At 69.1% G+C, this 19517-nt stretch carries 24 protein-coding genes and 1 tRNA gene; 11 read left to right on the top strand and 14 right to left on the bottom strand.

From position 1 onward, the window contains the following. Positions 1–41 precede the first annotated feature (41 nt). On the top strand, positions 42–908 hold the full coding sequence (locus tag ACFVIV_RS15180; protein WP_379196499.1) for an alpha/beta fold hydrolase: 867 nt from the start codon (positions 42–44) through the stop codon (positions 906–908). Beyond that, positions 895–1494, top strand: a complete 600-nt coding sequence (locus tag ACFVIV_RS15175) for a TetR/AcrR family transcriptional regulator (protein WP_379196497.1) — start codon at positions 895–897, stop codon at positions 1492–1494. The genes ACFVIV_RS15180 and ACFVIV_RS15175 overlap by 14 nt, the downstream gene beginning before the upstream one ends. Before the next feature lie 8 nt (positions 1495–1502). On the opposite strand, the gene ACFVIV_RS15170 is transcribed toward ACFVIV_RS15175, so the two are convergent. From ACFVIV_RS15170 to ACFVIV_RS15150, 5 genes are all read right to left on the bottom strand, one after another. Continuing rightward, positions 1503–2321, bottom strand: coding sequence for a hypothetical protein (locus ACFVIV_RS15170; RefSeq protein WP_379196495.1), 819 nt, complete (start codon positions 2319–2321; stop codon positions 1503–1505). Between the two features lie 63 nt (positions 2322–2384). After that, positions 2385–4010, bottom strand: a complete 1626-nt coding sequence (locus ACFVIV_RS15165; protein ID WP_379196494.1) for a flavin monoamine oxidase family protein — start codon at positions 4008–4010, stop codon at positions 2385–2387. Between the two features lie 153 nt (positions 4011–4163). Further along, complete coding sequence (locus ACFVIV_RS15160) at positions 4164–4397, bottom strand: hypothetical protein (RefSeq protein WP_379196492.1); 234 nt, start codon at positions 4395–4397, stop codon at positions 4164–4166. 46 nt (positions 4398–4443) lie between these two features. Then, on the bottom strand, positions 4444–5319 hold the full coding sequence (locus tag ACFVIV_RS15155; RefSeq protein ID WP_379196868.1) for an alpha/beta fold hydrolase: 876 nt from the start codon (positions 5317–5319) through the stop codon (positions 4444–4446). 79 nt (positions 5320–5398) lie between these two features. Beyond that, entirely contained in the window at positions 5399–6202 is an 804-nt protein-coding gene (locus tag ACFVIV_RS15150) for an SDR family oxidoreductase (protein ID WP_379196866.1), read from the bottom strand. Positions 6203–6268: 66 nt separating this feature from the next. On the opposite strand from ACFVIV_RS15150, the gene ACFVIV_RS15145 reads away from it, so the two are divergent. Further along, positions 6269–7096 (top strand): SDR family NAD(P)-dependent oxidoreductase, encoded by an 828-nt coding sequence (locus tag ACFVIV_RS15145; protein WP_379196490.1) that lies wholly within the window; start codon positions 6269–6271, stop codon positions 7094–7096. On the opposite strand, the gene ACFVIV_RS15140 is transcribed toward ACFVIV_RS15145, so the two are convergent. Both ACFVIV_RS15140 and ACFVIV_RS15135 read right to left on the bottom strand, forming a co-directional pair. Beyond that, positions 7093–8046 carry an endonuclease/exonuclease/phosphatase family protein gene (locus ACFVIV_RS15140; RefSeq protein WP_379196488.1) on the bottom strand — a complete coding sequence of 318 codons (954 nt, stop codon included), beginning with the start codon at positions 8044–8046 and terminating at the stop codon, positions 7093–7095. The two genes, ACFVIV_RS15145 and ACFVIV_RS15140, sit on opposite strands and share 4 nt — an antisense overlap. A gap of 26 nt (positions 8047–8072) precedes the next feature. Further along, on the bottom strand, positions 8073–8639 hold the full coding sequence (locus ACFVIV_RS15135; RefSeq protein WP_379196864.1) for a TetR/AcrR family transcriptional regulator: 567 nt from the start codon (positions 8637–8639) through the stop codon (positions 8073–8075). A 100-nt stretch (positions 8640–8739) separates the two neighbouring features. Here ACFVIV_RS15135 and ACFVIV_RS15130 point away from each other — a divergent pair, with 100 nt between their 5' ends. Beyond that, positions 8740–9174, top strand: coding sequence for a DoxX family protein (locus tag ACFVIV_RS15130; protein WP_379196486.1), 435 nt, complete (start codon positions 8740–8742; stop codon positions 9172–9174). Between the two features lie 60 nt (positions 9175–9234). Here the strand turns inward: ACFVIV_RS15130 and ACFVIV_RS15125 are convergent, their stop codons facing one another. Both ACFVIV_RS15125 and ACFVIV_RS15120 read right to left on the bottom strand, forming a co-directional pair. Then, positions 9235–10224 carry an alpha/beta hydrolase gene (locus ACFVIV_RS15125; protein ID WP_379196862.1) on the bottom strand — a complete coding sequence of 330 codons (990 nt, stop codon included), beginning with the start codon at positions 10222–10224 and terminating at the stop codon, positions 9235–9237. 114 nt (positions 10225–10338) lie between these two features. Next, the gene (locus tag ACFVIV_RS15120) at positions 10339–10875 is read right to left on the bottom strand and encodes a TIGR00730 family Rossman fold protein (protein WP_379196860.1); all 537 of its coding nucleotides are present in this window, start codon (positions 10873–10875) and stop codon (positions 10339–10341) included. A gap of 78 nt (positions 10876–10953) precedes the next feature. On the opposite strand from ACFVIV_RS15120, the gene sigJ reads away from it, so the two are divergent. Beyond that, a complete protein-coding gene (gene sigJ, locus ACFVIV_RS15115) occupies positions 10954–11841 on the top strand; it encodes an RNA polymerase sigma factor SigJ (RefSeq protein ID WP_379196484.1) in 888 nt (295 codons plus the stop codon). Positions 11842–11910: 69 nt separating this feature from the next. Then, positions 11911–13041, top strand: coding sequence for an NAD(P)/FAD-dependent oxidoreductase (locus ACFVIV_RS15110; protein WP_379196858.1), 1131 nt, complete (start codon positions 11911–11913; stop codon positions 13039–13041). A 22-nt stretch (positions 13042–13063) separates the two neighbouring features. Here the strand turns inward: ACFVIV_RS15110 and ACFVIV_RS15105 are convergent, their stop codons facing one another. Then, a complete protein-coding gene (locus ACFVIV_RS15105) occupies positions 13064–13921 on the bottom strand; it encodes a helix-turn-helix transcriptional regulator (RefSeq protein ID WP_379196482.1) in 858 nt (285 codons plus the stop codon). 156 nt (positions 13922–14077) lie between these two features. On the opposite strand from ACFVIV_RS15105, the gene ACFVIV_RS15100 reads away from it, so the two are divergent. Further along, positions 14078–14722: a TetR/AcrR family transcriptional regulator gene (locus ACFVIV_RS15100; RefSeq protein WP_379196480.1), complete on the top strand. Its 645-nt coding sequence runs from the start codon at positions 14078–14080 to the stop codon at positions 14720–14722. Between the two features lie 37 nt (positions 14723–14759). Here the strand turns inward: ACFVIV_RS15100 and ACFVIV_RS15095 are convergent, their stop codons facing one another. Then, positions 14760–14906, bottom strand: coding sequence for a hypothetical protein (locus ACFVIV_RS15095; protein WP_379196478.1), 147 nt, complete (start codon positions 14904–14906; stop codon positions 14760–14762). A 69-nt stretch (positions 14907–14975) separates the two neighbouring features. Further along, a tRNA-Ala gene (locus tag ACFVIV_RS15090) sits at positions 14976–15048 on the bottom strand. 105 nt (positions 15049–15153) lie between these two features. On the opposite strand from ACFVIV_RS15090, the gene ACFVIV_RS15085 reads away from it, so the two are divergent. Continuing rightward, positions 15154–16107: a phosphotransferase family protein gene (locus ACFVIV_RS15085; protein WP_379196476.1), complete on the top strand. Its 954-nt coding sequence runs from the start codon at positions 15154–15156 to the stop codon at positions 16105–16107. Here ACFVIV_RS15085 and ACFVIV_RS15080 read toward each other — a convergent pair. Together ACFVIV_RS15080 and ACFVIV_RS15075 are read right to left on the bottom strand one after the other, a co-directional pair. Then, positions 16083–16715 (bottom strand): TetR/AcrR family transcriptional regulator, encoded by a 633-nt coding sequence (locus ACFVIV_RS15080; protein WP_379196857.1) that lies wholly within the window; start codon positions 16713–16715, stop codon positions 16083–16085. The two genes, ACFVIV_RS15085 and ACFVIV_RS15080, sit on opposite strands and share 25 nt — an antisense overlap. A 171-nt stretch (positions 16716–16886) precedes the next feature. After that, positions 16887–17603, bottom strand: a complete 717-nt coding sequence (locus ACFVIV_RS15075; protein WP_379196474.1) for a uracil-DNA glycosylase — start codon at positions 17601–17603, stop codon at positions 16887–16889. Between the two features lie 114 nt (positions 17604–17717). On the opposite strand from ACFVIV_RS15075, the gene ACFVIV_RS15070 reads away from it, so the two are divergent. The 3 genes from ACFVIV_RS15070 to ACFVIV_RS15060 all read left to right on the top strand — a co-directional run bounded on the left by ACFVIV_RS15070 (position 17718) and on the right by ACFVIV_RS15060 (position 19497). Next, positions 17718–18380 (top strand): trimeric intracellular cation channel family protein, encoded by a 663-nt coding sequence (locus ACFVIV_RS15070; RefSeq protein ID WP_379196472.1) that lies wholly within the window; start codon positions 17718–17720, stop codon positions 18378–18380. A 236-nt stretch (positions 18381–18616) separates the two neighbouring features. Further along, positions 18617–19060: a GyrI-like domain-containing protein gene (locus ACFVIV_RS15065; protein ID WP_379196470.1), complete on the top strand. Its 444-nt coding sequence runs from the start codon at positions 18617–18619 to the stop codon at positions 19058–19060. Continuing rightward, complete coding sequence (locus tag ACFVIV_RS15060; protein WP_379196468.1) at positions 19057–19497, top strand: effector binding domain-containing protein; 441 nt, start codon at positions 19057–19059, stop codon at positions 19495–19497. Before ACFVIV_RS15065 ends, ACFVIV_RS15060 begins: the two co-directional genes overlap by 4 nt. Positions 19498–19517 lie beyond the last annotated feature (20 nt).

The raw sequence follows: 19517 nt of genomic DNA, 5'->3' as shown, positions 1-19517 counted from the left end.
TATGTAACAGTGGTCGGGTACCTCCGGCATTGGAGCAAGTAATGGCAACAAGCACAGCACTCGGCCGCGTCCACGAAGTCGACCTTCCGGGCGGCCGCATCAGGTACCACGACACCGGGGAGGGCGCGCCCGTCGTCTTCGTGCACGGCCTCCTCGTCAACGCCGATCTGTGGCGCAAGGTCGTTCCGGGCATCGCCGCGGCGGGCCACCGCTGCATCACCCCGGACTGGCCGCTCGGATCGCACGAAATCCCGGTCCCCACCGCCGATCTCACGCCGACGGGCCTTGCCGACCTGATCGCCTCGTTCCTCGAGCGCCTGGATCTGCGCGATGTCACGCTCATCGCCAACGACACCGGCGGCGCGATCACCCAGGTATTGCTGACCCGCGACCGATCCCGCATCGGCCGCGTCGTGCTGGCCTCGGTGGACAGCTACGAGGGCTTCCTGCCGCAGCCCTTCACGGCGCTGCCGCTGCTGGCCCGCATCCCGGGGTCCATTCGCCCGCTGACCGAGGCGCTGCGCATTCGGGCCCTGCACCGGCTGCCCCTCGCCTTCGGCTGGATCGTCAAGCGCAATCCGCCGCCGGAGATCGTCGACTCCTATCTGCTGCCCAGCCGCAGGTCGGGGGCCATTCGCAAGGACCTGCGCCGGGTGCTGAAGACCCTGCACCGCCGCTACACCCTGGAGGCCGCGCGGCATTTCGGCGAGGTGGACATTCCGGTGCTGCTGGCCTGGGCGCGGGAGGACAAGGTCTTCCCGGTGTCCTTCGCCGAGCGGTTGGCCAAGGATCTGCCGAACGCCACCCTGACTCTTATCGACGATTCCTACACCTTCCTCCCGGAAGACCAGCCCGAGTTGCTTACCAGCGCGATCCTGGAGTTCACTCGCCTGCATGCCCCGTCGTAGCCAAGAGGATCGCTCGCGCGCCACCCGTGCCGCGCTCGAGGCAGCCGGCCGTCGGCTGTTCACCGAGCGCGGCTTCGCGAGCACCTCGGCGCAGGACCTGGTGGCGGCGGCCGGGGTGACCCGCGGCGCGCTGCACCATCATTACGGCGACAAGCGCGGCCTGTTCCTGGCGGTGCTGGAGGAGATCGAACTCGAATCCACCGCCGAGGTCGAGCAGGCCATTGCCGCGGTCGATCCCGAGGACGTCCTCGGCGGCATGGCCGCGGGCATCGCGCTGTTCATGGAGATCTGCACCCGTCCCGATATGCTGCGCATCGTCCTGGCCGACGCCGTCTCGGTGCTGGGCTGGGAAGCCTGGCGCGAATTCGAACTCCGCCACGGCCTGGGCCTCATCACCGCACAACTCGAGCGTGCCCGCGACGCCGGCCTGATCAATGACGCCCCCATCGCCATGCTCGCGCAACTGCTGCTCAGCGCGGTCAGTGAAGCCGCGCTGATCGTCGCTCACGCCGCGGATCCCGAGGCCGCCAAACAGCAAGCGCTGCAATCGCTCCTGCTGTTGCTCGCGGGCATCGTGCGCACCTGACCGAGGGATCAGGAGGTCAGCGGCAGTTCGTAGTTCTCGAATCGCGCGGCGAGGGTGAGGCCGCTGAGTTCCAGTGCGGTGCGGGCGGTTTCGTCGTCGAATTCGATGACGGTCAGCAGCCGGACGCCGGGCGCCTGGCGGCGCAGTTCGGTGACGAGGGCGCCGAACAGGGCGGCGAGCACGACCGGGTCGATATCGGCCGGGTGGGACAGGGCTTCGCCGATATTGACGTAGGCGTCGCTGTCCATGATGGCGGCGCTGATGCTGGCGGTGGGGGTGTCGACGGTCAGTTCGAGGGGCGTGGTCTCCGGGCCGTCGCCGGTGTCGGCCAGGGTGCTGACCGGTTCGAGGGGCGGAAGAGTGTGCGGCGCTTGCCAATCGGCGGGAACGACGGTCCAGGTGCGGGCGTATTCGGCGGCGGTCTGCGCGTCGAGGGCGACGGCGGCCTGGCCTTCGGGGCCGGTGTTCTGGCCCTCCCAGCGCAGCACCGTATAGCCCTCGGAGCGGGCGTAATCGGCGCACTGCTCGATGAGCTTGCCGATGATGGCCGTCTCCTCCGCGGTGGCCGGGTCCATATCGTAGTAGCCCGCCACCATGGCCCGGATGATCCGCGGCGCGTACGCGGCCTGTACCCAGGCGGCCGTGGGCGAGGTGGCGTGCACTTCGGCGAAGCCGAGCAACTCCCCGTCGCGCCGGGCGCAGACCGCGCCCAGCAGATCCGGGTCCGGATCGTCGATGCCGTCGGCGGTCGCATAGCCGGGCATGAGCTCCTCGGCGTAGCAGTTGCCCGCCTCGGAGCCGTAGGTCCACTGGAATTCGATGGCCACACCTGGACTCTAGACAGGTGATTGCCTCGCGGTAGCGGTTCCGGCGGCCCGGCGCGCCGTGTTTCAGATTGCGCGCACGCCCAGATCGCGGCAGGCGCGGGCGGCGCTCTCCAGCGCTCCCTCGATCCAGGCGCGGCCGCGGGTGGAGGTGCCGTCGCCGGCGAAGGCGAGGCGGCCGTCCATTTCCGTGGTGCGGGTGTCGGGTCCGATCTCGACGGCCTGGCCGGGCAGGTAGACCGCGGCCTCGCCGTCGGCCCAGCGGTCGGAAGCCCAGGAGTGCGAGGCGAATCCGCCGGTCCAGGTCTCGCGCACGCGCGGGCCGTGCACCTCGGCGAGATGGTCGAGGCATTCGGCGGCACGCTCGGCGGGCTGCAGTGCGTCCCAGGCGCGGGCATCGTCGGACCAGGTGTAGGAGGCGATGATGACACCGCCCGCACCCTCGGGATGGGAGGGATAGACGGTCAGCCGGGGCGGCGCGTCGGTGACATCGGTGCCGCCGTGGCCGGGCCACCAGCGTTCGGAGAACTCGAGGAAGGTCTTGGTCGCGGCGTCGTAGTGCAGTTCGGCGATGGCGCGCCGCTTGCCGTAGGACAGGGCGGGTTCGAACGACATGTGCCGCAGCAGCGTGAACGGCGCGGTCACCAGCACCCGGTCGGCGTCGACGGTCGCCGCGTCCGGGCCGTAGGTGACGCGCATGCGGTGCCCGCGGCCGTCGATGGCGGTCACCTCCGCGCCGGTCCGGATGTCCGCGCCCGCGGTGCGCGCGGCGTCGGCCAGGGCGGTGGTCAAACCCTCTGTGCCGCCGACGATTTCGACCAGCTCGGTATTCGGCGCGAGGTTGTACGCGGTCATCAGGTTGTGCGTCATGCTCAACCCCATGCGGGCGGTGAGCCCCTCGGTGGAGCCCACGTAGTCGAGGTGCGCCTCCGAATGTCCTTGTCCGAGCAGCCATTCCCGCAGCGACATCTCGTCGTAGCGGGCCAGGTAGTCGGCCCATTCGTCGACGCCGGCCCCCGGGCCCACGCCGGTGCGGGTGAGCGCGTCGTCCAGGATGGCCCGGCCGCGCTGCGGCTCGATGCCGAACAGGTCGGTGATCGGTTCGGGGTCCTTGTCGTATTCGGTTCTGGTCACCGACACATGGCCGACGGTGACCCGCCGCTCGGCATGGTGCATGAGGAACGGGCGGGTGGCGACGCCGAGCTTGTCCAGCACGCCGGTCACCAGGGTGTGCGAGGAGGGAATGCGCATGGCTCCGGCCTCGCCGTGCCCGCCGGTGCGGGCGAAGGGTTCGCGCAGGGTGCGGATGCGGCCGCCCACCCGGTCCGACCCTTCCAGGACCCGCACCCGATGGCCGGCGCGCGCCATGATCCAGGCCGCGGCCAGCCCGGAGACGCCCGCGCCCACGATGACGACCTCGCCCGCGTTCGGCTGATGCCGCGGTCCGGCTCCGGTCAGCAGTTTCTGGTACCGCGCCCGCAGATTGCGGCCGTCATCGTCCACGCCGACGATGTCCTGGGCCACGAGCCGGGCGCGTTCGCGCCTGTAGACGGGCACCTCGGCCGCTGTCGTCCGTACCTCGTGCTGCCGATCGGTGACGAACGCGCCGCCGGCCGCGCCCAGCGCCACGCCCATCGTGCCGATGGCGGCCATGCGCAATACGTCCCGCCTGGTGCGGGTGTCGTCGCCCACGAATGCAACTCCTCGGACGGAGGAACACGAATTTGCTGTTAGTTTGCAGCAAATCGGGGGCGGATGGGTTCATTGCGCACCGGGGAGTCGCACCGGAACGGGGGCGCGAGCGCGGACCACAGCGCGCCGGGCAATCCGGATCCGGCGGCGTCGTCAGGACGGCGGCCGGGCCGGCGTGATTCCGGGAAATCGGCGGTGCAGGCGCTCGACATAGCGGCGCACCGCGGAGAGTTCGGCATTGAGGGCACGGCGCGCATCGGCGGTCGGCGCCGTCTGAATTCTCCGCGTGAGCGCGGCAATGTGTCTTTCCAGTTCACCCAGAAAGATCCGGGCCTGCGCTAACTCCGGATCCTCCGGGTTGTCGTGCATATCGCCGAAGTATTCCACGCGCCCGCCTTTCACGCTGTCCGAATGGTTTGCCGCCATACGGAATTCACGGGGCGTGCCGGCGCAGGAACGCGTGCGCCGCCGCGAATACCGCCTGCGGCGCTTCGAGCTGCGGCCAGTGGCCGATATTGTCCAGGCTCACGATGTCCGGGCCGGGCACGAGTTCGCGGTAACGCGCGGCCATATGCGCGCCCGAATTGGGGTCGACCGGACCGTTGATCAGGCGCATGGGAACGATATTGCGCACCAATGGTTCTCCCCAGCGTTCGCGATAGGTCTTGCGTTCGGCATTGAAGCGGCCGACCCGGTGATTGACGAATCGGCCGTTGCCGGAGAACAGGACTTCGAGCAGCAGCCGCATCTCGTCGCCGGTGGGTTTGGTGCCGGGGCCGAACATCTCCCGGACCGCGGCGGCCGCGACGGGACGCGGGGTGAGCGGGCCGAGGACATCGCCCAGGGGGGACTCGAGAATGCGCTGCACCAGCCGGGGCCGGTAGACCTCGATGAAAAGACCGCCATTGAGGAATATCACCGCGTCGATGGCCGGGGACCGCGCCGGGTCCTCCAGGCGGCGGGCCAGCATTTCCTGTGTGACGCTCACCCCGAGATCGTGAGCGAGCAGCAGCGTGTGCTCGATGCCCAAGTGCCGCAGCAGGGCCTCGTGCATATCGGCGTGCTCGAACACGCTGTAGCGATGCCGGATGGGTTTGTCGGAGAAGCCCATTCCGAGCATGTCCGGGGCGATCACATCGTAGTGCGCGGTCAGATCGCACCAGATCCGATGCCAGTCATAGGAGTTGAACGGATAGCCGTGCACCAGCAGCAAGGCCGGGCCGCTGCCTTCGCGGCGGTAGAAGATGCGATGCCCGCCGTGGTCGAAATAACTGCCGCGCGCCCGCCACCGGTCGAGTTCGGGTCTCATCATCGATCTCCCAACGCCGTGCCGCCGTCTCGATCCTGCCCTATCCGCCGTGCCGGTGCGATGACAATCGCGCCGTCGTTCAGCGCTTCAGGCCCATCGACGCGGCAATGATGCGTTCCATGACCGAGCGCGGCAGCAGGCGGCGCACCGCGAACAGCACCGGGGCATTGCTGCCGACCGCGTAGAGCGGCTGCGGGCGCTCGGCCTCGATCGCCTTGCGGATGGTCACCGCGACCTTCGCCGGCGTGATGCCCTTGGCCTGCTGTTCATCGAGTTTGGCCATGAAGCGGGTGAAGTCGCCGAGGTGCGGGGAGTCCTCGCCCACGTATTTGGTGCGGCGCTCGCGCAGGCCGGAATCGACCTGACCGGGTTCCACGGTGGTGATCCAGACGCCGAACGGGGACTCCTCGAAACGCGCCGAGGTGGCGAAGGCGCGCAGCGCGGCCTTGGTGGCGACATAGGACGAGCGATAGGGCATGGGGAAGCTGCCCAGCATGGATCCGACCATGACGACCCGCCCGTAGCCGCGTTCGCGCATGCCCGGCAGCACCGCCCCGGTGAGCGCGACCGGGCCGAGGACATTGAGCCGGAACAGCCGCTCCACGGCCTCGGCGGGCAATTCCGCCAGCGGACCCGCCTGGCTCTCGCCGGCATTGTTGACCAGCACGTCGACCGTGCCCAGCCCGGCGGCGAATTCGTCGATCGAGGCGGCGTCGGTCAGGTCGAGGGCGCGGTAGTCGACGCCCGGGATGCGATCGGCCTCGGCAATGGATTCCGGTTTCCGGCTGGTGCCGATCACCCGGTAGCCGTGATTCGCCAGCTCCGCGGCGGTGGCCTTGCCGATTCCGGATGATGCGCCGGTGACGACGGCGATACGGGCCATGAGAGCTCTCTCCTCGAGGTCGGTGTAGTTCACTGGATGGGTACTTCCTCTGAAAGGAACTCTCCCATGGGAACTCTCGATGGCAAGGTCGCCATTGTCTCCGGGTCCGGTCGCGGCATCGGCCGGGAGATCGCGCTGAAACTGGCCTCCGAAGGCGCGTCGGTGGTGGTCAACGATATGGACGCCGATCCGGCCAAGGACACCCTCGCCGCCATCGAAACCGCGGGCGGGCGGGCGGTTTCGTGCATCGGCAGCGTCACCGAGGAGGGCTTCGCCGAGCGCTTCGTGCAGACGGCCGTCGATGAGTTCGGCGGGCTCGACATCATTGTGAACAATGCGGGCTACACCTGGGATTCGGTCATCCAGAAGATGACCGACGAGCAGTGGGACGCCATTCTCGACGTACATCTCAAGGCGCCGTTCCGGATTCTGCGCGCCGCCCAGCCGGTCATCTCCGCGGCGGTGAAGCGGGCCCGGGAGGCGGGGGAGCCGGTGCCGTGCCGCAAGGTCGTCAACATCTCCTCGCTGGCCGGCACGGGAGGCAATGCGGGACAGGCGAACTACTCCGCGGCGAAGGCGGGCGTCCTCGGGCTCACCAGGGCCATGACCAAGGAGTGGGGCCGCTACAACGTGACCGTGAACGCGGTGGCCTACGGCATGATCCGGACCCGGCTGACCGAGGCGCCCGCCGGTGGCAGCACCATCGACGTGCAGGGCAAGGAGATCAAGATCGGCGTGAATCCGAACCTGCTCGCCGCCATGGAGCAGATGATCCCGCTGGGCCGCGCGGGCACGCCCGCGGACGCGGCCGGGGCCGTCTACCTGTTCTGCATCCCGGAATCCGACTACATCAGCGGGCAGACGCTGATCTGCGGCGGCGGCTTCAACCTCTAAGCGGCCCGCAGCCGCACCTCGGCGACCAGGGCGCGGTGGTCCGCGCCGGGCATGGGCACCGTTTCGACGGCGGTCGCGCGACCCTGGGCGACGAGGATGTGATCGATGCCGACGAGGGGCGGGAAACGCTTGTCCGTCGGATAGGTCGCCAGATGCCCGGCCCCGGACTGCTCGGCGGCATCGCCGAACCGCCCGGACAGCATTCGGCGGAACTGGGCATGGTCGTAGGTGGCATTGAAATCGCCGCCGGCAATGGCGGGCCGATCCGCGGGGGATTGCTCGAGAATTCTTTGCAGGCGGGACAATTCGTCGTTCCAGACCTCGGTGCCGTACACCGGCGGCACCGGGTGGAAGGCGTACACCGTGACCGGGCCCGCGCCCGGAATGGTCGCCGTCGCCGAGAGCTGGTTCAGCACATACCCGTCGTATTCGACAGTGTCGGACAGCGGATAGCTGCTCCAGATGCCGGTGCCCGTCGCGGTGCGGCCGGGCGAGAGATACCGGTGGGGCAGCAGCTGATCGAGTCCCGCGCGCCCGAGCTCCTCGATCGCGGCCGGGGTGAGTTCGTTGACGGTGAGCAGGGTGATCTTCCGCTCGCGCACCTCGTCGACCAGGACCCGCGGGTCAGCCCCGTCGAACAGCAGATTGGCCTGCATCACCGTCACCGCGACGCCGTCCGCGCTCCCGCGATCGACGTAGAGCGGAGCCTGGGTCCATATGCCGAGGCCGAGCACCAGCATCGCGACGCCCGCGCCGATCCACTGCCGCAGCCCCGCGAACACGACCGCGCCGACCAGCGCGCCGATCAGCAGATAGGGCGTCATCGAGGCCGCCAGCACCAGCAATTCGGCCGACGACCGGCTGAAATGCAATGCGACCCCGAGGAGCCCGGCCGCTGCCGCCATTCCCGCGAGCACAACGGCACCGACCCGAACCACCTTCGATTTCACGATCACCAGCTTGTCAGCAGCCGCCGTCAGCGGAAATCGATGGTGGCGACCATGCGGCGGGCCAGGGCTTCGGGGGTGTCGTCGGCGAGGCTGGAATCGACGAGCGCGCCCTCGTGCCAGAGCGAGGCGAAGCCGTGCACCAGCGACCACGCCGCGAGCTGTGCGTCGCGGTGGTGCTGGGGCGTGTCATCGGGGCGCAGGGTGGTGACGCCGTCGCGCAGGGCGGCGCCGGAGCGTTCGCGCGCGGCCGTCAGCTCCGGATTGTCGGCGTGCAGGAGTTCGCGGCGGAACATCACCTCGAAGTGGCCCGGATAGTGCAGCGCGAAGGTGATATAGGCGACGGCCACCTCGCGGAAGTCGCCGGCGGCGGCCTCCAATCGCGTTGCCAGCAGGCCGAATCCGTCGATGGCCAGGGCGGTCAGCAGTCCGGCGCGGTCGCCGAAGTGGTGGGCGGGGGCGGCGTGCGAGACGCCGGCGCGCCGTGCCAGGCCGCGCAGCGAGAGGGTGTCCACGCCTTCGGTGGCTATCTGGTCGGCGGCGGCCGCGAGGATGGTCGCCCGTAGATCTCCGTGGTGGTAGCCGGTTTTCGCCATGGGTCGATACTGGCCGAGAATCTTGTCATTGACAAGTTTCACGGTGCGCGCCTAATCTAGCCACTGTCAAGATTGAGCGTTTCACCGCAGGGAGTTTCCGATGCAACCGCTGGTCGTACTCGTCGTCGTCACCGGAGTCACCAGGCTGATCGGCCAGTTGGCCGATATCGCGTGGCTGGATTCCTGGGCGCATGCCGCGCAGCTCGGGCTGGCGGCCATGTTCCTGCTCACCGCCACGGCGCACTTTCTGGAGCCGCGCCGCAGCGGGCTGATCGCCATGGTTCCGCCGCGGTTCCCCAATCCGGCCGCGTGGGTCACGCTGACCGGGGTGCTGGAGGTGGCGGGCGCGATCGGGCTGCTGGTGCCGCTCGCGCCCGAGCTGGCCGCGGCCTGCCTGCTGGCGCTGCTGGTGATCATGTTCCCCGCCAATGTCCGCGCCTACCGGGTCGGTGGCATCAAGACCATGCCGCTGCCCGTGCGGGCGGTGGTGCAGGTGGTCTTCATCGGCGCCTGCGTGCTCGTCATCGCGGGCTGAACAAGACGAGAGGCTCCCGGCCGGATGTCCTGGCCGGGAGCCTCTTCGCGTTCTTCGGTCTCAGTGCGCGCCGAGCGCGTCGAGGATCATCGGGCGCGATTTCGCGAGCGCCTGTCCCCAGTACGGCCAGGTGTGCGTGCCATTGCCGATCTCGATGCGCGCGGGAATCCCCAGTGCCGCTACCCGATTGGCGAAGATCTGGGCGGCGGTCTGCGTCATCGCCTCCAGGCCCATGGCATTGAGGGTATTGCCGAGCCCATTGGTCAGATCGGGCAGGCCGGGCACGCCATTGCCGGACCAGACGTAAATCGGCAGCCCGCGCAGCAATTCGGCCTGCAGGGTGGCGTCATTGCGCGTCCAGGCGGGATCGCCGACCGGGCCCCACATATCGTCCACATTGAAATTGCCCTCGTCCCGCATGGCGGCGCGCATGCCCTCGTTCCAGGCCGGGAAGGTCGGGTTCACATAGCCCGAGAAGGATCCGGCGAAACGGAACTGATCGCGATGGTGGCCCGCCAGGATGAGCGCGGCATTGCCGCCCATGGACGCCCCGACAATGCCGTTATTGCTGCGCGAGACGCCGTATCCCGCAAGGAAGTCCGGCAGTTCCCGGGTGAGGAAGGTCTCCCACATGTACTTCGTGGTCTGGCCATTGGTGCTGCTGGGCCGGTACCAGTCGCTGTAGAAGCTGGAGCGCCCGCCGACGGGGAACACCAAGGTCACGTTGTCGCCCCCGAACTGGCGCAGCGCGTCGGTATCGGAGACCCACTGACTGTGGTCGTTCGGCGCGCGCAGCCCGTCGAGCACGTACAGCGCCGCGCTGCCGCCCCGGGACGCCCACTGCACCTGGACCTTGATCGGCCCCATGCTGGACGGCACCCAGAGTTCCTCGAATCCGCCCGCCGGGGCCTGTTTCACCGGCCCGTACCCGGGTGCTGCGGTAGCCACCGCCGCCCCGATTCCGGATACCAGCGCCGCCGCCGCGACGACGGCAACGCCCTTACGCAACCACCCGCCAATGATCCGCCGGTTTCCGAACCGCGCACCGATTTCCACCCGAATACCTCCTCCGTACCCGAGTAAGTTACCGAAGCCGTTCCAATCCCGCTGTGGCTCATGCCGAGTTGGCGCATTTGCGCGCTATCGTGCGGTCGCGCGCTCCAGTTACCGCGCGGTCGCGCGCTCCAGGTAGGCGATCGCTTCGGCCCCGTCATCGGCGAACCGCACCAACTCCGCGAGCGGCCGCGGCAGGAAGCTCTCCGCCTCCATGCGCTCGAGTTGTTCGCGCAGCCCGTCGTAGAACCCCGCGGTATTCAGCAGTACGACCGGTTTGTCATGCAGCCCATGCTTCTTCAATTCGAGGATCTCGGTGGCCTCGTCGAGGGTCCCGGTCCCGCCCACCATGATCACCACCGCATCGGCGCGCGCGAGCAGCAGCGCCTTCCGCTCGGCCAGGTCCCCGGCGATGACCATCTCATCGGCCCGCGCCCGCGCCTTGTGCCGCAAGAACTCCACCGACACCCCCACCAGCCGGCCGCCGGCCTCCTGCACCCCGTCGGCGACGACCTTCATCAGCCCCACATCGGACCCGCCCCACACCAGCGTGTGCCCGCCCTTGCCGATCAATTCGGCGAACTCCCGGGCGGGAGCGGTGTATCGCTCATCGAGATCCGCAGCGGACAAGAAGACGCAGATATTCACCCGCCAACTGTAGCGATCCGGGCTCGGCGGCTCGTCGAATACCGATGTCACACAACGACAGTGTGCGTCGTCTTGTCGATGACATCGTCGAATCGGGAAGGCGGGCAGGCCATGACGGACGCCGAGTGGGAAACGCATCGGCCTGCGGTTTTCGGTGCGGCCTACCGAATTCTGGGGACCGTGACCGAGGCCGAGGACGTGGTGCAGGAGGTGTGGCTGCGCGCCGCCGCCGCGGACCTGTCCGAGGTGCGGGAGCTGCGCGCCTGGCTGGTGACCCTGTCCGCGCGAATGTCGTACAACGTGCTGAAATCGGCGCGGGTGCGGCGGGAGAGCTATGTCGGTCCCTGGCTGCCCGAGCCGCTGCTGACCGGGCCCGATACCGCCGTCGGGGTATTGCTGGACGAGTCGGTGAGCACCGCGCTGCTGGTGATCATGGAAACGCTCGGTCCCGCCGAGCGGGTCGCGCTGGTATTGCACGATGTGTTCGATTTTCCGTTCGATCGGATTGCCGAAGTCCTGGGCAATACGTCGGCCGCCAGCCGCAAACTCGCGTCCCGCGCCCGCAGCCGGATCGCCCGGGCCGACGTGCCGGCCCGGGGATCCCGGGCGGAGACCGAGCGGGTGCTCAGGGCGTTCAAAGCGGCTGCCGACGAGGGAGATATGACCCGGCTCGTCGAGTTGCTGCACCCCGAGGCCGTCTATGTCGCCGACGGCGGCGGCCGGGTGACCGCCGCGCGCCGGCCGGTGCACGGCGCCGCCGCCATCGCCCTGCTGCTACTCCGGCAGACCGAGATCAGGCGTCCCGAGGCGTTCCGGATCATCGAGGTGAACGGGTGCGCGGCGCTGGCGACTTATCAAGGCGGCGAACTGGTCTGGCTCGACACCATCGATATCGCCGGCGGACGGATCGTGACCTTCCGCCGCTTGGTCAATCCCGAAAAGCTCGTCCCGCTCGGTCACATTTGACGCCGCTGTCTTGTCTGCCTGCCGAGCCCTCCGATCACGGCGGGCCGAGCAGGGAGAGGACGAACAGTGATGTCGCACATTGTGATCATCGGAGGCGGTTTCGCGGGCGTGTGGAGTGCGGCCGGTGCCGCACTGGCCCGTGCGGACGCGGACCTGCGCATTACGCTCATCGCGCCGGACGAGGACCTGGTGCTGCGGCCGCGGCTGTACGAACCCGAGCCCGGCCTGGCCACGGTGCGGCTGGAGCGGATTCTCGGCCCGATCGGCGTCGAGCACCTGCGTGCGGCGGTCACCGAGATCGACACCGACCGCCGCACGGTGGTAGCCGATGGGAGGGAGATCGAGTACGACCGGTTGGTGCTGGCCGCGGGCAGCGAGCTCGTGCGTCCTCGTGATCTCCCCGGCGCCGATCGCCTCTTCGATATCGACACCCTCGGCGGCGCGCTCCGTCTCACCGACCACCTCCGCGGCCGCGAGGACTTCTCCATCGTGGTGGTGGGCGCCGGGTTCGTCGGCCTGGAGGTCGCGACCGAACTGGCCGACCGGGCCCGGGTCCTGCTGGTCGACCGATCACCGTGCGTCGGTGACCAACTCGGCCCGGGGCCGCGCGCCGAGATCGAGGCGGCGCTGGATGCCCTCGGCATCGAACGCCGGCTCGCCACGACCGTTACCGAGGTGGGCGACGACTACGCCATCCTGTCCGACGGGACCAAAGTCGCCGCGGACGCGGTGATCTGGTCTGCCGGCATGCGAGCCAATCCGCTGACCCGCCAGATCTCCGATGAACTCGACCATCTCGGCCGCGTGCCGGTGGATCGATGGCTGCGCGCACTACCCGAGGTGTTCGCCGCCGGCGACACGGCGGCGGCTCCCTTCGACGCCGACCACACCGTCTTGCAGGCCTGCCAGCACGCCACCCCCATGGGCAAGGTCGCGGGCTACAACGCCGCCGCCGACCTGCTCCGGATTCCCCTGCGCGAGTTCACCCCCGGCCCTTACGTCACCTGTCTGGACCTGGGAGCCGCCGGAGCGATCTTCACCCGGGGCTGGGACCGCCGGGTCATGGCGAGCGGTGCGGCGGCCAAGGACGTCAAGATCCGCATCAACCAGCACATCCACCCGCCGGTCGATGACGCCGGTCAGATCCTCGCCGCCGCGGACCGCGTCCATATCGAACTGCCCTTCTTCCCCAGGCACTGAGGGAATTCCGGCCCTCGCCGGTTCAGTGGGTGTGGTCGAGTGCGGGCGCGTCGGCGTGGGCGAGCAGCCAGTCCAGGCGGTCGCGGCTGGGGGCGTCGACCGGGGTCCACACGGTGATGAAGGTTTCGGGGATGGCGGGCAGGTCCATGCGGGTCAGGGTCAGCGAGAGTTCTCCGGCCGCGGCGTGCTGGTAGGTCATGGTCTGACTCGGGGGCGCCGCCACGTCGTGGGTGGCCCACAGACGTGCGAAATCGGTACTGGCGGAGGAGAGTTCGCGAACCAGGCCGGTCCACGCCGGATCGTCGAGGTGCTGTCCGAACGCGGTCCGGAACGAGGCGACCATATGGGGCAGCCGGGTGTCGCGATTGACGAAGCAGCGGCAGCACTCGGGAGTGGTGAACAGCTCCCACAACACATTCCGGGAGCTGTCGGGTGCGGTCAGCCGCGGCCAGACCGCGGCGGCGGGGGCATTCCAGCCCAGCAGATCCCAGCGACTGTTGAGGGCGGCCGCCGGGTAGCCGGTCATGGCGTCGAGAATGCCCTGCACGGTGGGCGTGATCCGATCGGCGCTGGCCGGTGCGGGGGACAGCGGCACCTCGGCCAGGCGGTAGAGGTACTGGCGCTCGGTGCTGTCCAGGCGCAGGGTGCGGGCGATGGCGTCGAGGATCTGGCCGCTGACATTGATCGGGCGGCCCTGTTCGAGCCAGGTGTACCAGGTGACGGAGACCCCGGCGAGCTGGGCGACCTCCTCCCGCCGCAAACCCGGTGTCCGGCGGCGCATTCCGGGCGCCATACCGACCTCGGCCGGGGTGAGGCGGTCGCGGCGGCTGCGCAGGAAGGACGCGAGTTCGGTGCGGCGGGGGGAGAGGGCGGTGGTCACGCACCCATCATCGAGCACCCCGCAATCGGCTGCCAGGTGGTGCCGGCACCACTGTCCGCAGCTACGAACTCGACACCAACCATCGCCTACGAGGGCACCCGCCGACCATCGAGGGTTACAGTCTGGCCGTGTAACGCAACATCGAATGGGGAGGCCATGACACCGCAGCGCACCGAATCCGCCGAGGGCTCGCCGACCCGCAGGTCCGGCCCCCGCGGCGGCCGTCCCCGTGATCCGGCGGTGGACGAGGCCATCATCCTCGCCACCCGCCGCCGCCTGGTCACCCACGGCTACACCCAGATGGCCCTCGGCGATATCGCCGCCGACGCCGGAGTCACCCGCCCCACCCTCTACCGCCGCTGGCCGAACAAACTCGAACTGGTCATAGACGCCCTCGACTACGGCTTCCGCGCCCAAACCGCCGCCACCCCGCCATTCCCGGTCGAAGACATGGAACCCCGCGAGGCCTTCACCGAAGCCATTCGACGCGTGGACCCCTGCTACCACAACCCCGACGCCATAGTCCTGCAGGGCGGCTTCATCAGCGAAGCCGACCGCGTCCCCGAACTACTCGCCCACGTGGTGGAACGAGCCGTGGAACCCCGGGTCTCCCAAGTGGAAAACGTTCTCCGCCAACTGATAGCCCGCGGCGCCGTCCACCCCGCAATCGACACCCGCACCATCGCCACCATGGTCTTCGGCGCCTACTTCGGCGCCTTCCTCCGCGGCGACGACGCCCCCACCCGCGCCGCCCTCGCCGACAAACTCACCGCCACCCTCTGGCCGGCCCTGGCCACCTGACCGCCCCGCCCGGCCCGTAGTGAGCTGAATGGACCCGCTATGCCGACTCGTTCCGCGGGTCGGCTCCGGAATCGAAAATCTTTCCAGCGGAGTCCACGACCAGCACCAGGTCCAACCAGTGCATCAGCTGCTCGAGATCCGCGGCCAGTTCCTTCAGCTCACCGCCTCGTCCGAACATCGGCATGTGCGCGCTCTCCTCCTGGCCAAGAGACACAAAGATCCCCAGGCCAACGGCCTGGGGATCTTTGGTGTGTGGAGCTAAGGGGAATCGAACCCCTGACCTCTTCGATGCGAACGAAGCGCGCTACCAACTGCGCTATAGCCCCGTGCTGGTCGTTTCCGGCCTGCGTTGGAAGACTCTAGCAGGTGGCTGGGCGGGAGACCGAATCGGCTGGTTGACGGGGGTTTTTCCTAGGATGGGCGGGGTGGATATGACTGCGCATTCGGAGATTGTCGGGGATTGGGCGGAGCGGGTGGCGGGGATGCTGGCCGGATCGCCGCGGCCGAAGCTGGCCTCGGGGCGGGTGCGGATGCTGGGGGAGGGGATGGAGAGTGTGGCGGTGCTGGTCACCGTGGGGGCGGAGGATTTCGTGGTGCGGATGCCGAAGGGGGTGGACGGGGCGGAGGGGATCGCGCAGGAGGCGCGGTTGCTGCCGGAGCTGGCGGGGCGGGTGTCGCTGGAGATTCCGCGGTTCGCCTTCCTGGCGGAGAATCCGATCGGGCCGGGGGAGTGCTGTATTTATCCGGCGGTGCCGGGGGAGTCGGTGGGGGAAGCGGAGTGGCGGGCTCGGGGGCTGCTGGAGAAGAAGGAGACGGCGCGAGCCATTGCCGGGTTCATGGCGGAGGTGCACGCGTTTCCGGTGGAGCGGGCGCGGGAGCTGGAAGTCGAAGAACGCGATATGCGGGCGGAGTACGCGGAGGATCTGGAACTGATTCGGGCGCAGGTGGTTCCCTTGCTGCCCGCGGCGGAGGGGCGGGAGCTGCTGGCGCGGTGGGAGGGATATCTGGCCGAGGACGCCAACTTCGCGTACCCGCCGACGCTGATCCACGCGGATATCAGCGTGGATCATCTGCTGCTCACCGGCGATCGGATCAGTGGAGTGATCGACTTCGGAGATGCGCAGATCGGGGATCCGGACTACGACCTGTGCTATCTGTGGCCCGAGGCGGGCGCGGAATTCGTTCGGCGCGTGCAGGAGTGCCGGGGGCTGGAGCTGGATGGCCGGCTGGCCGCGAAGCTGAATTTCTGGGCGGCAACGGATTCGGCCATCGATGTGCTGCATGCGATCGAGCACGATATGCCGGAGTTCCGGGATGTCAGCGTGCGGCGGGTGTGCGAGGCGCTGGCGCGGTTCGGCGGTCAGGGTTCGATGGGCTCGCTGTAGGCCTCGACGACGTGCAGGAACAGGTCGGTGCGATGGGCGCGGACGGCGGCGTCGTCGGGTTCCAGCAGGCATTGGGTCGCGGTGCCGTCGTGGACGGCGATCAGGGCGCGGCCCATGGCGCCGGGATCGGGGACGCGGCGGCCGGTGCGCTCCAGCAGGGTCACCGCGACCGGCATGAGGGCATTGCGGATGGCGTCCTCGCGGGCCACCATCATCCGGCGTAGGTCCGGATTGCGTAAAGCGTGCGCGGTGAACTCGTAGGTGATGCGAAACCACTTGTCGTCCACCGGGACCGCGCTGAGCAGGTACTCCACCGCCTGCCGAGGATCGCCGATATCGATATCGGGGTCGAGGAAGGCCCGCACGCCCTCCAGCAGTTGCGCCGAGCGCTGCTCCCACATGGCGAGGAACAACTCCTCCAGGGAGCTGAAGTTCGAATAGAACGCCCCGCGCGTGAATCCGGCGCGATCGCAGATCTGCTCGACGGTGGTGCGGCCCAGCCCGTCCTCGGCGAAGGCGTCGAAGGCCGCGTCCAGCAGGCGCTGGCGGGTGTCGGCGCGGCGGCGTTTGGCGCGGGCGGGCGCGCCCGGCTCGTTCGTGGCCACCATGCTGGACGAGGCATCCGCGCCGGTCGCGGGTTCGGTACCGCCCGCGCCGGATTCCGGCTGATCGGTTCGTGCAGCGGCAGCCGCGTCCCGGGAGCCGACGCTGCCGTGTGTGGTGTTATCGGCCCTGCTCACGACCGCATCGTATCGGGTGGCGCGCGGCGGGCGCCCGGCTCACCGCCGGCGCAGCCCCGCGGCCCGGGCCGCATCGCCCAGGACCGCCTCGAGCATGGCGGGGGTGAGGCGGCCGGTGAAAGTGTTCTGCTGACTGGGGTGATACGAGCCGAACAGGTGCAGTTCGGCGCGCCCGGGCGCGACCGGATCCAGCGGGTACCGCACCCCGTGCCCGAACTTCGGCCGCGGTTTCGGTACCCGCCAACCGGATTCGATCAGCGCCGGCATGAGCGCCTGCCAGCCCCACGCGCCCAGCACGACGATGGACCGCAGGGTGGGCGCCAGCAGACCGAGTTCGATATCGAGCCAGCGGCGGCAGGTATCGCGTTCGAGGGGAGTGGGTTTGTTGTCCGGCGGCGCGCAGTGCACGGGCGCGGTGACGCGGGCGCCGAGCAAGCGCAGGCCGTCGTCGCGGTGCAGGCTGGTGGGCCGATCGGCGAGTCCCACCGCGTGCATGGCCGCGATCAGCACATCGGCGGCGCGGTCTCCGGTGAACATCCGCCCGGTGCGATTGCCGCCGTGCGCCGCCGGGGCGAGCCCCACCACCAGCAGCCGGGCATCCTCGGGCCCGAATCCGGGAACCGGTTTGCCCCAGTAATTTTCATCACGAAACGCCGCCCGTTTCTCCCGCGCGACCTGCTCCCGCCAGGCCACCAGTCGCGGGCAGGCGCGGCAGGCGGCAATATCCCCGTCCAGCTGGGCAATTGTGCGGCACACGAAGCGACTCAACCATATCGGCGCCCCGACCGGCCTGCGATGGCCCGGCGTGGCGACCGGGCATACTGAGCGCCGGTAGCCGAGTGTTTGCGACTGCGAAGGGAAGCGGCCCCCATGAGTAACCTCGTCGAGCTCGGCACCGCCGTCGACGGCGCCCAGCGAGCCGGAAATGTGGTGGGCGTGTTCGCATTCGGCGTGTCCGGCGCGCTGCTCGCGGTGCGGCGCGGATTCGACGTGGTGGGCATTGCCGTGCTGGCGATCTGCACCGCCACCGGCGGCGGCATCATGCGGGATCTGATCATCGGGCGCATCCCGCCCGCCGCGTTCGTGCAGCTGAGTTATGGCGCCACCGCACTGCTGGCCGGGGCGCTCATCTTCTTCTGGCATCCGCCACGACGGCTGGTGCGCACGCCGCTGCTGGTGGCCGATGCCGTCGGGCTCGGCATCTTCTGCGTGACCGGTACCGTCACCGCCTTCCAGCACGGGCTCTCGGCCACCTCCGCCGCGGCCTTGGGCGTGGTCACGGCGGTCGGCGGCGGCGTGGTGCGCGACGTGCTCGCGGGCGTGACGCCCAGCGTGCTCAGCGACGGCGAGCTGTACGCGGTCCCGGCCCTGCTGGGCTCGGTGGTCACCGCCCTGCTGCTGCACTACGGCCAATACACGTTCTGGACAGGAGGTTTGGCGGGCGCGGGCGCGGTGGGGCTGCGCCTGCTGGCGCTGTGGCGGCACTGGCGCGCTCCGCTGGCCCGGCCGCACCGCCGCCGCGATTCGGTGTAGCGGCCCCGCGCGAGCGGGTCATGCGGTTCGCAGCAGCCACCCACCCGGCTCGCAGCGCCTCCGCTGCGATGCGTCAGCTCACCGGCAGCCGGCGCACAGCTCCATCGCAGCGCGCGTGCAGCGCCGAGCGGAACGACCTGAGTCGTGTCGCGGGGTGTCGCGAAGTGCGGTTGATAGCATGGCGAAGGTTGGCCGACGGGCTGTGCGTTCCACAACCTCCGAGAGAGTTCCTACCCATGCAGTTTGAGATCGTCGAGCGAGACGAGACGTGGGTTGCCGGGCTGCCGGTACGCAGCCCGAAACGAGCCCTCGGGGAACTGCGCGACCACGATCTGGAAGTGGCCTGGGCGGCCGTCCTGCACCAGGAGCTGGGTGGCCCGCTGGCCTCGGCCTACACCGACTACGCGGCCGAACTGGGCACCTACAACACCCAGATCGTCGGCTACCAGTGCGGCTCCTTCGACGCGGTCACCCGCGGCCACGTGGTGGCCCGCCTGCCGCGCGGCACCTATGCCCGCTTCTCCTCGGTCGGCAATTTCCCCCAGGTCATGACCGATCTGTGGACCCAGATCGCCTTCGCGGAGGAGCACAAGCAGATCAAGCGCACCTACACGGGTGATTTCGAGACCTACCCGCACGCCTACAAGATCGACCTGTACCTGGCGGTAGAGGCCCCATGACCTACTCGATAGTGGTGCGCCCCGGCGGCGTCTACGGCGGCCTCGTGGTGCCCCGCGTCCGCCCCTCCTTCAAGGTGAGCAACAGCGAGCTCATCGAGTTCCTGCGCGACCGCCTGCGCGACCGCAACAGCAGCGCAGCCGACCGCCCACTGGCCACCGTGTACGTCCCCGACCCGGCCGGCAACTACAACGTGCTCGTCTCCTACGAATACCGCGAGCCCGAGGACGCCCCCGTTGGAGACGTCCTGATCCGGGTACCCAAGGGCGTGTACGCCCGCTTCCGGCCGAACGGCGACTACCACGACCCGGCCGAGGACGTCTGGGCGCAGGTCGACGACGCGACGGCCTCCGCGGAGATCACGCGGGCCTATCGCGAGGAGATCGAGATCTGGTCCGGACCGGCCGATCTGGAACTCTTCATCTCCATCCTGGTGTGATAGCTGATCGGTAACTGAAC

Origin of the sequence: Nocardia sp. NPDC127526, assembly GCF_042672265.1 — a bacterium.
Classification (GTDB): Bacteria; Actinomycetota; Actinomycetes; order Mycobacteriales; family Mycobacteriaceae; genus Nocardia.
This window is presented reverse-complemented; position numbering and strand designations above follow the sequence as displayed.

What these genes read in the sequence shown, in the direction of transcription:
- sigJ (WP_379196484.1), top strand. Translation starts at nt 10,954, where the DNA reads ATGACATCGTCGAATCGGGAAGGCGGGCAGGCCATGACGGACGCCGAG.
- ACFVIV_RS15150 (WP_379196866.1), bottom strand. Translation starts at nt 6,202, where the DNA reads ATGGCCCGTATCGCCGTCGTCACCGGCGCATCATCCGGAATCGGCAAG.
- ACFVIV_RS15095 (WP_379196478.1), bottom strand. Translation starts at nt 14,906, where the DNA reads ATGCCGATGTTCGGACGAGGCGGTGAGCTGAAGGAACTGGCCGCGGAT.
- ACFVIV_RS15070 (WP_379196472.1), top strand. Translation starts at nt 17,718, where the DNA reads ATGAGTAACCTCGTCGAGCTCGGCACCGCCGTCGACGGCGCCCAGCGA.
- ACFVIV_RS15085 (WP_379196476.1), top strand. Translation starts at nt 15,154, where the DNA reads ATGACTGCGCATTCGGAGATTGTCGGGGATTGGGCGGAGCGGGTGGCG.
- ACFVIV_RS15100 (WP_379196480.1), top strand. Translation starts at nt 14,078, where the DNA reads ATGACACCGCAGCGCACCGAATCCGCCGAGGGCTCGCCGACCCGCAGG.
- ACFVIV_RS15130 (WP_379196486.1), top strand. Translation starts at nt 8,740, where the DNA reads ATGCAACCGCTGGTCGTACTCGTCGTCGTCACCGGAGTCACCAGGCTG.
- ACFVIV_RS15060 (WP_379196468.1), top strand. Translation starts at nt 19,057, where the DNA reads ATGACCTACTCGATAGTGGTGCGCCCCGGCGGCGTCTACGGCGGCCTC.
- ACFVIV_RS15155 (WP_379196868.1), bottom strand. Translation starts at nt 5,319, where the DNA reads ATGAGACCCGAACTCGACCGGTGGCGGGCGCGCGGCAGTTATTTCGAC.
- ACFVIV_RS15175 (WP_379196497.1), top strand. Translation starts at nt 895, where the DNA reads ATGCCCCGTCGTAGCCAAGAGGATCGCTCGCGCGCCACCCGTGCCGCG.
- ACFVIV_RS15135 (WP_379196864.1), bottom strand. Translation starts at nt 8,639, where the DNA reads ATGGCGAAAACCGGCTACCACCACGGAGATCTACGGGCGACCATCCTC.
- ACFVIV_RS15080 (WP_379196857.1), bottom strand. Translation starts at nt 16,715, where the DNA reads ATGGTGGCCACGAACGAGCCGGGCGCGCCCGCCCGCGCCAAACGCCGC.
- ACFVIV_RS15110 (WP_379196858.1), top strand. Translation starts at nt 11,911, where the DNA reads ATGTCGCACATTGTGATCATCGGAGGCGGTTTCGCGGGCGTGTGGAGT.
- ACFVIV_RS15065 (WP_379196470.1), top strand. Translation starts at nt 18,617, where the DNA reads ATGCAGTTTGAGATCGTCGAGCGAGACGAGACGTGGGTTGCCGGGCTG.
- ACFVIV_RS15180 (WP_379196499.1), top strand. Translation starts at nt 42, where the DNA reads ATGGCAACAAGCACAGCACTCGGCCGCGTCCACGAAGTCGACCTTCCG.
- ACFVIV_RS15145 (WP_379196490.1), top strand. Translation starts at nt 6,269, where the DNA reads ATGGGAACTCTCGATGGCAAGGTCGCCATTGTCTCCGGGTCCGGTCGC.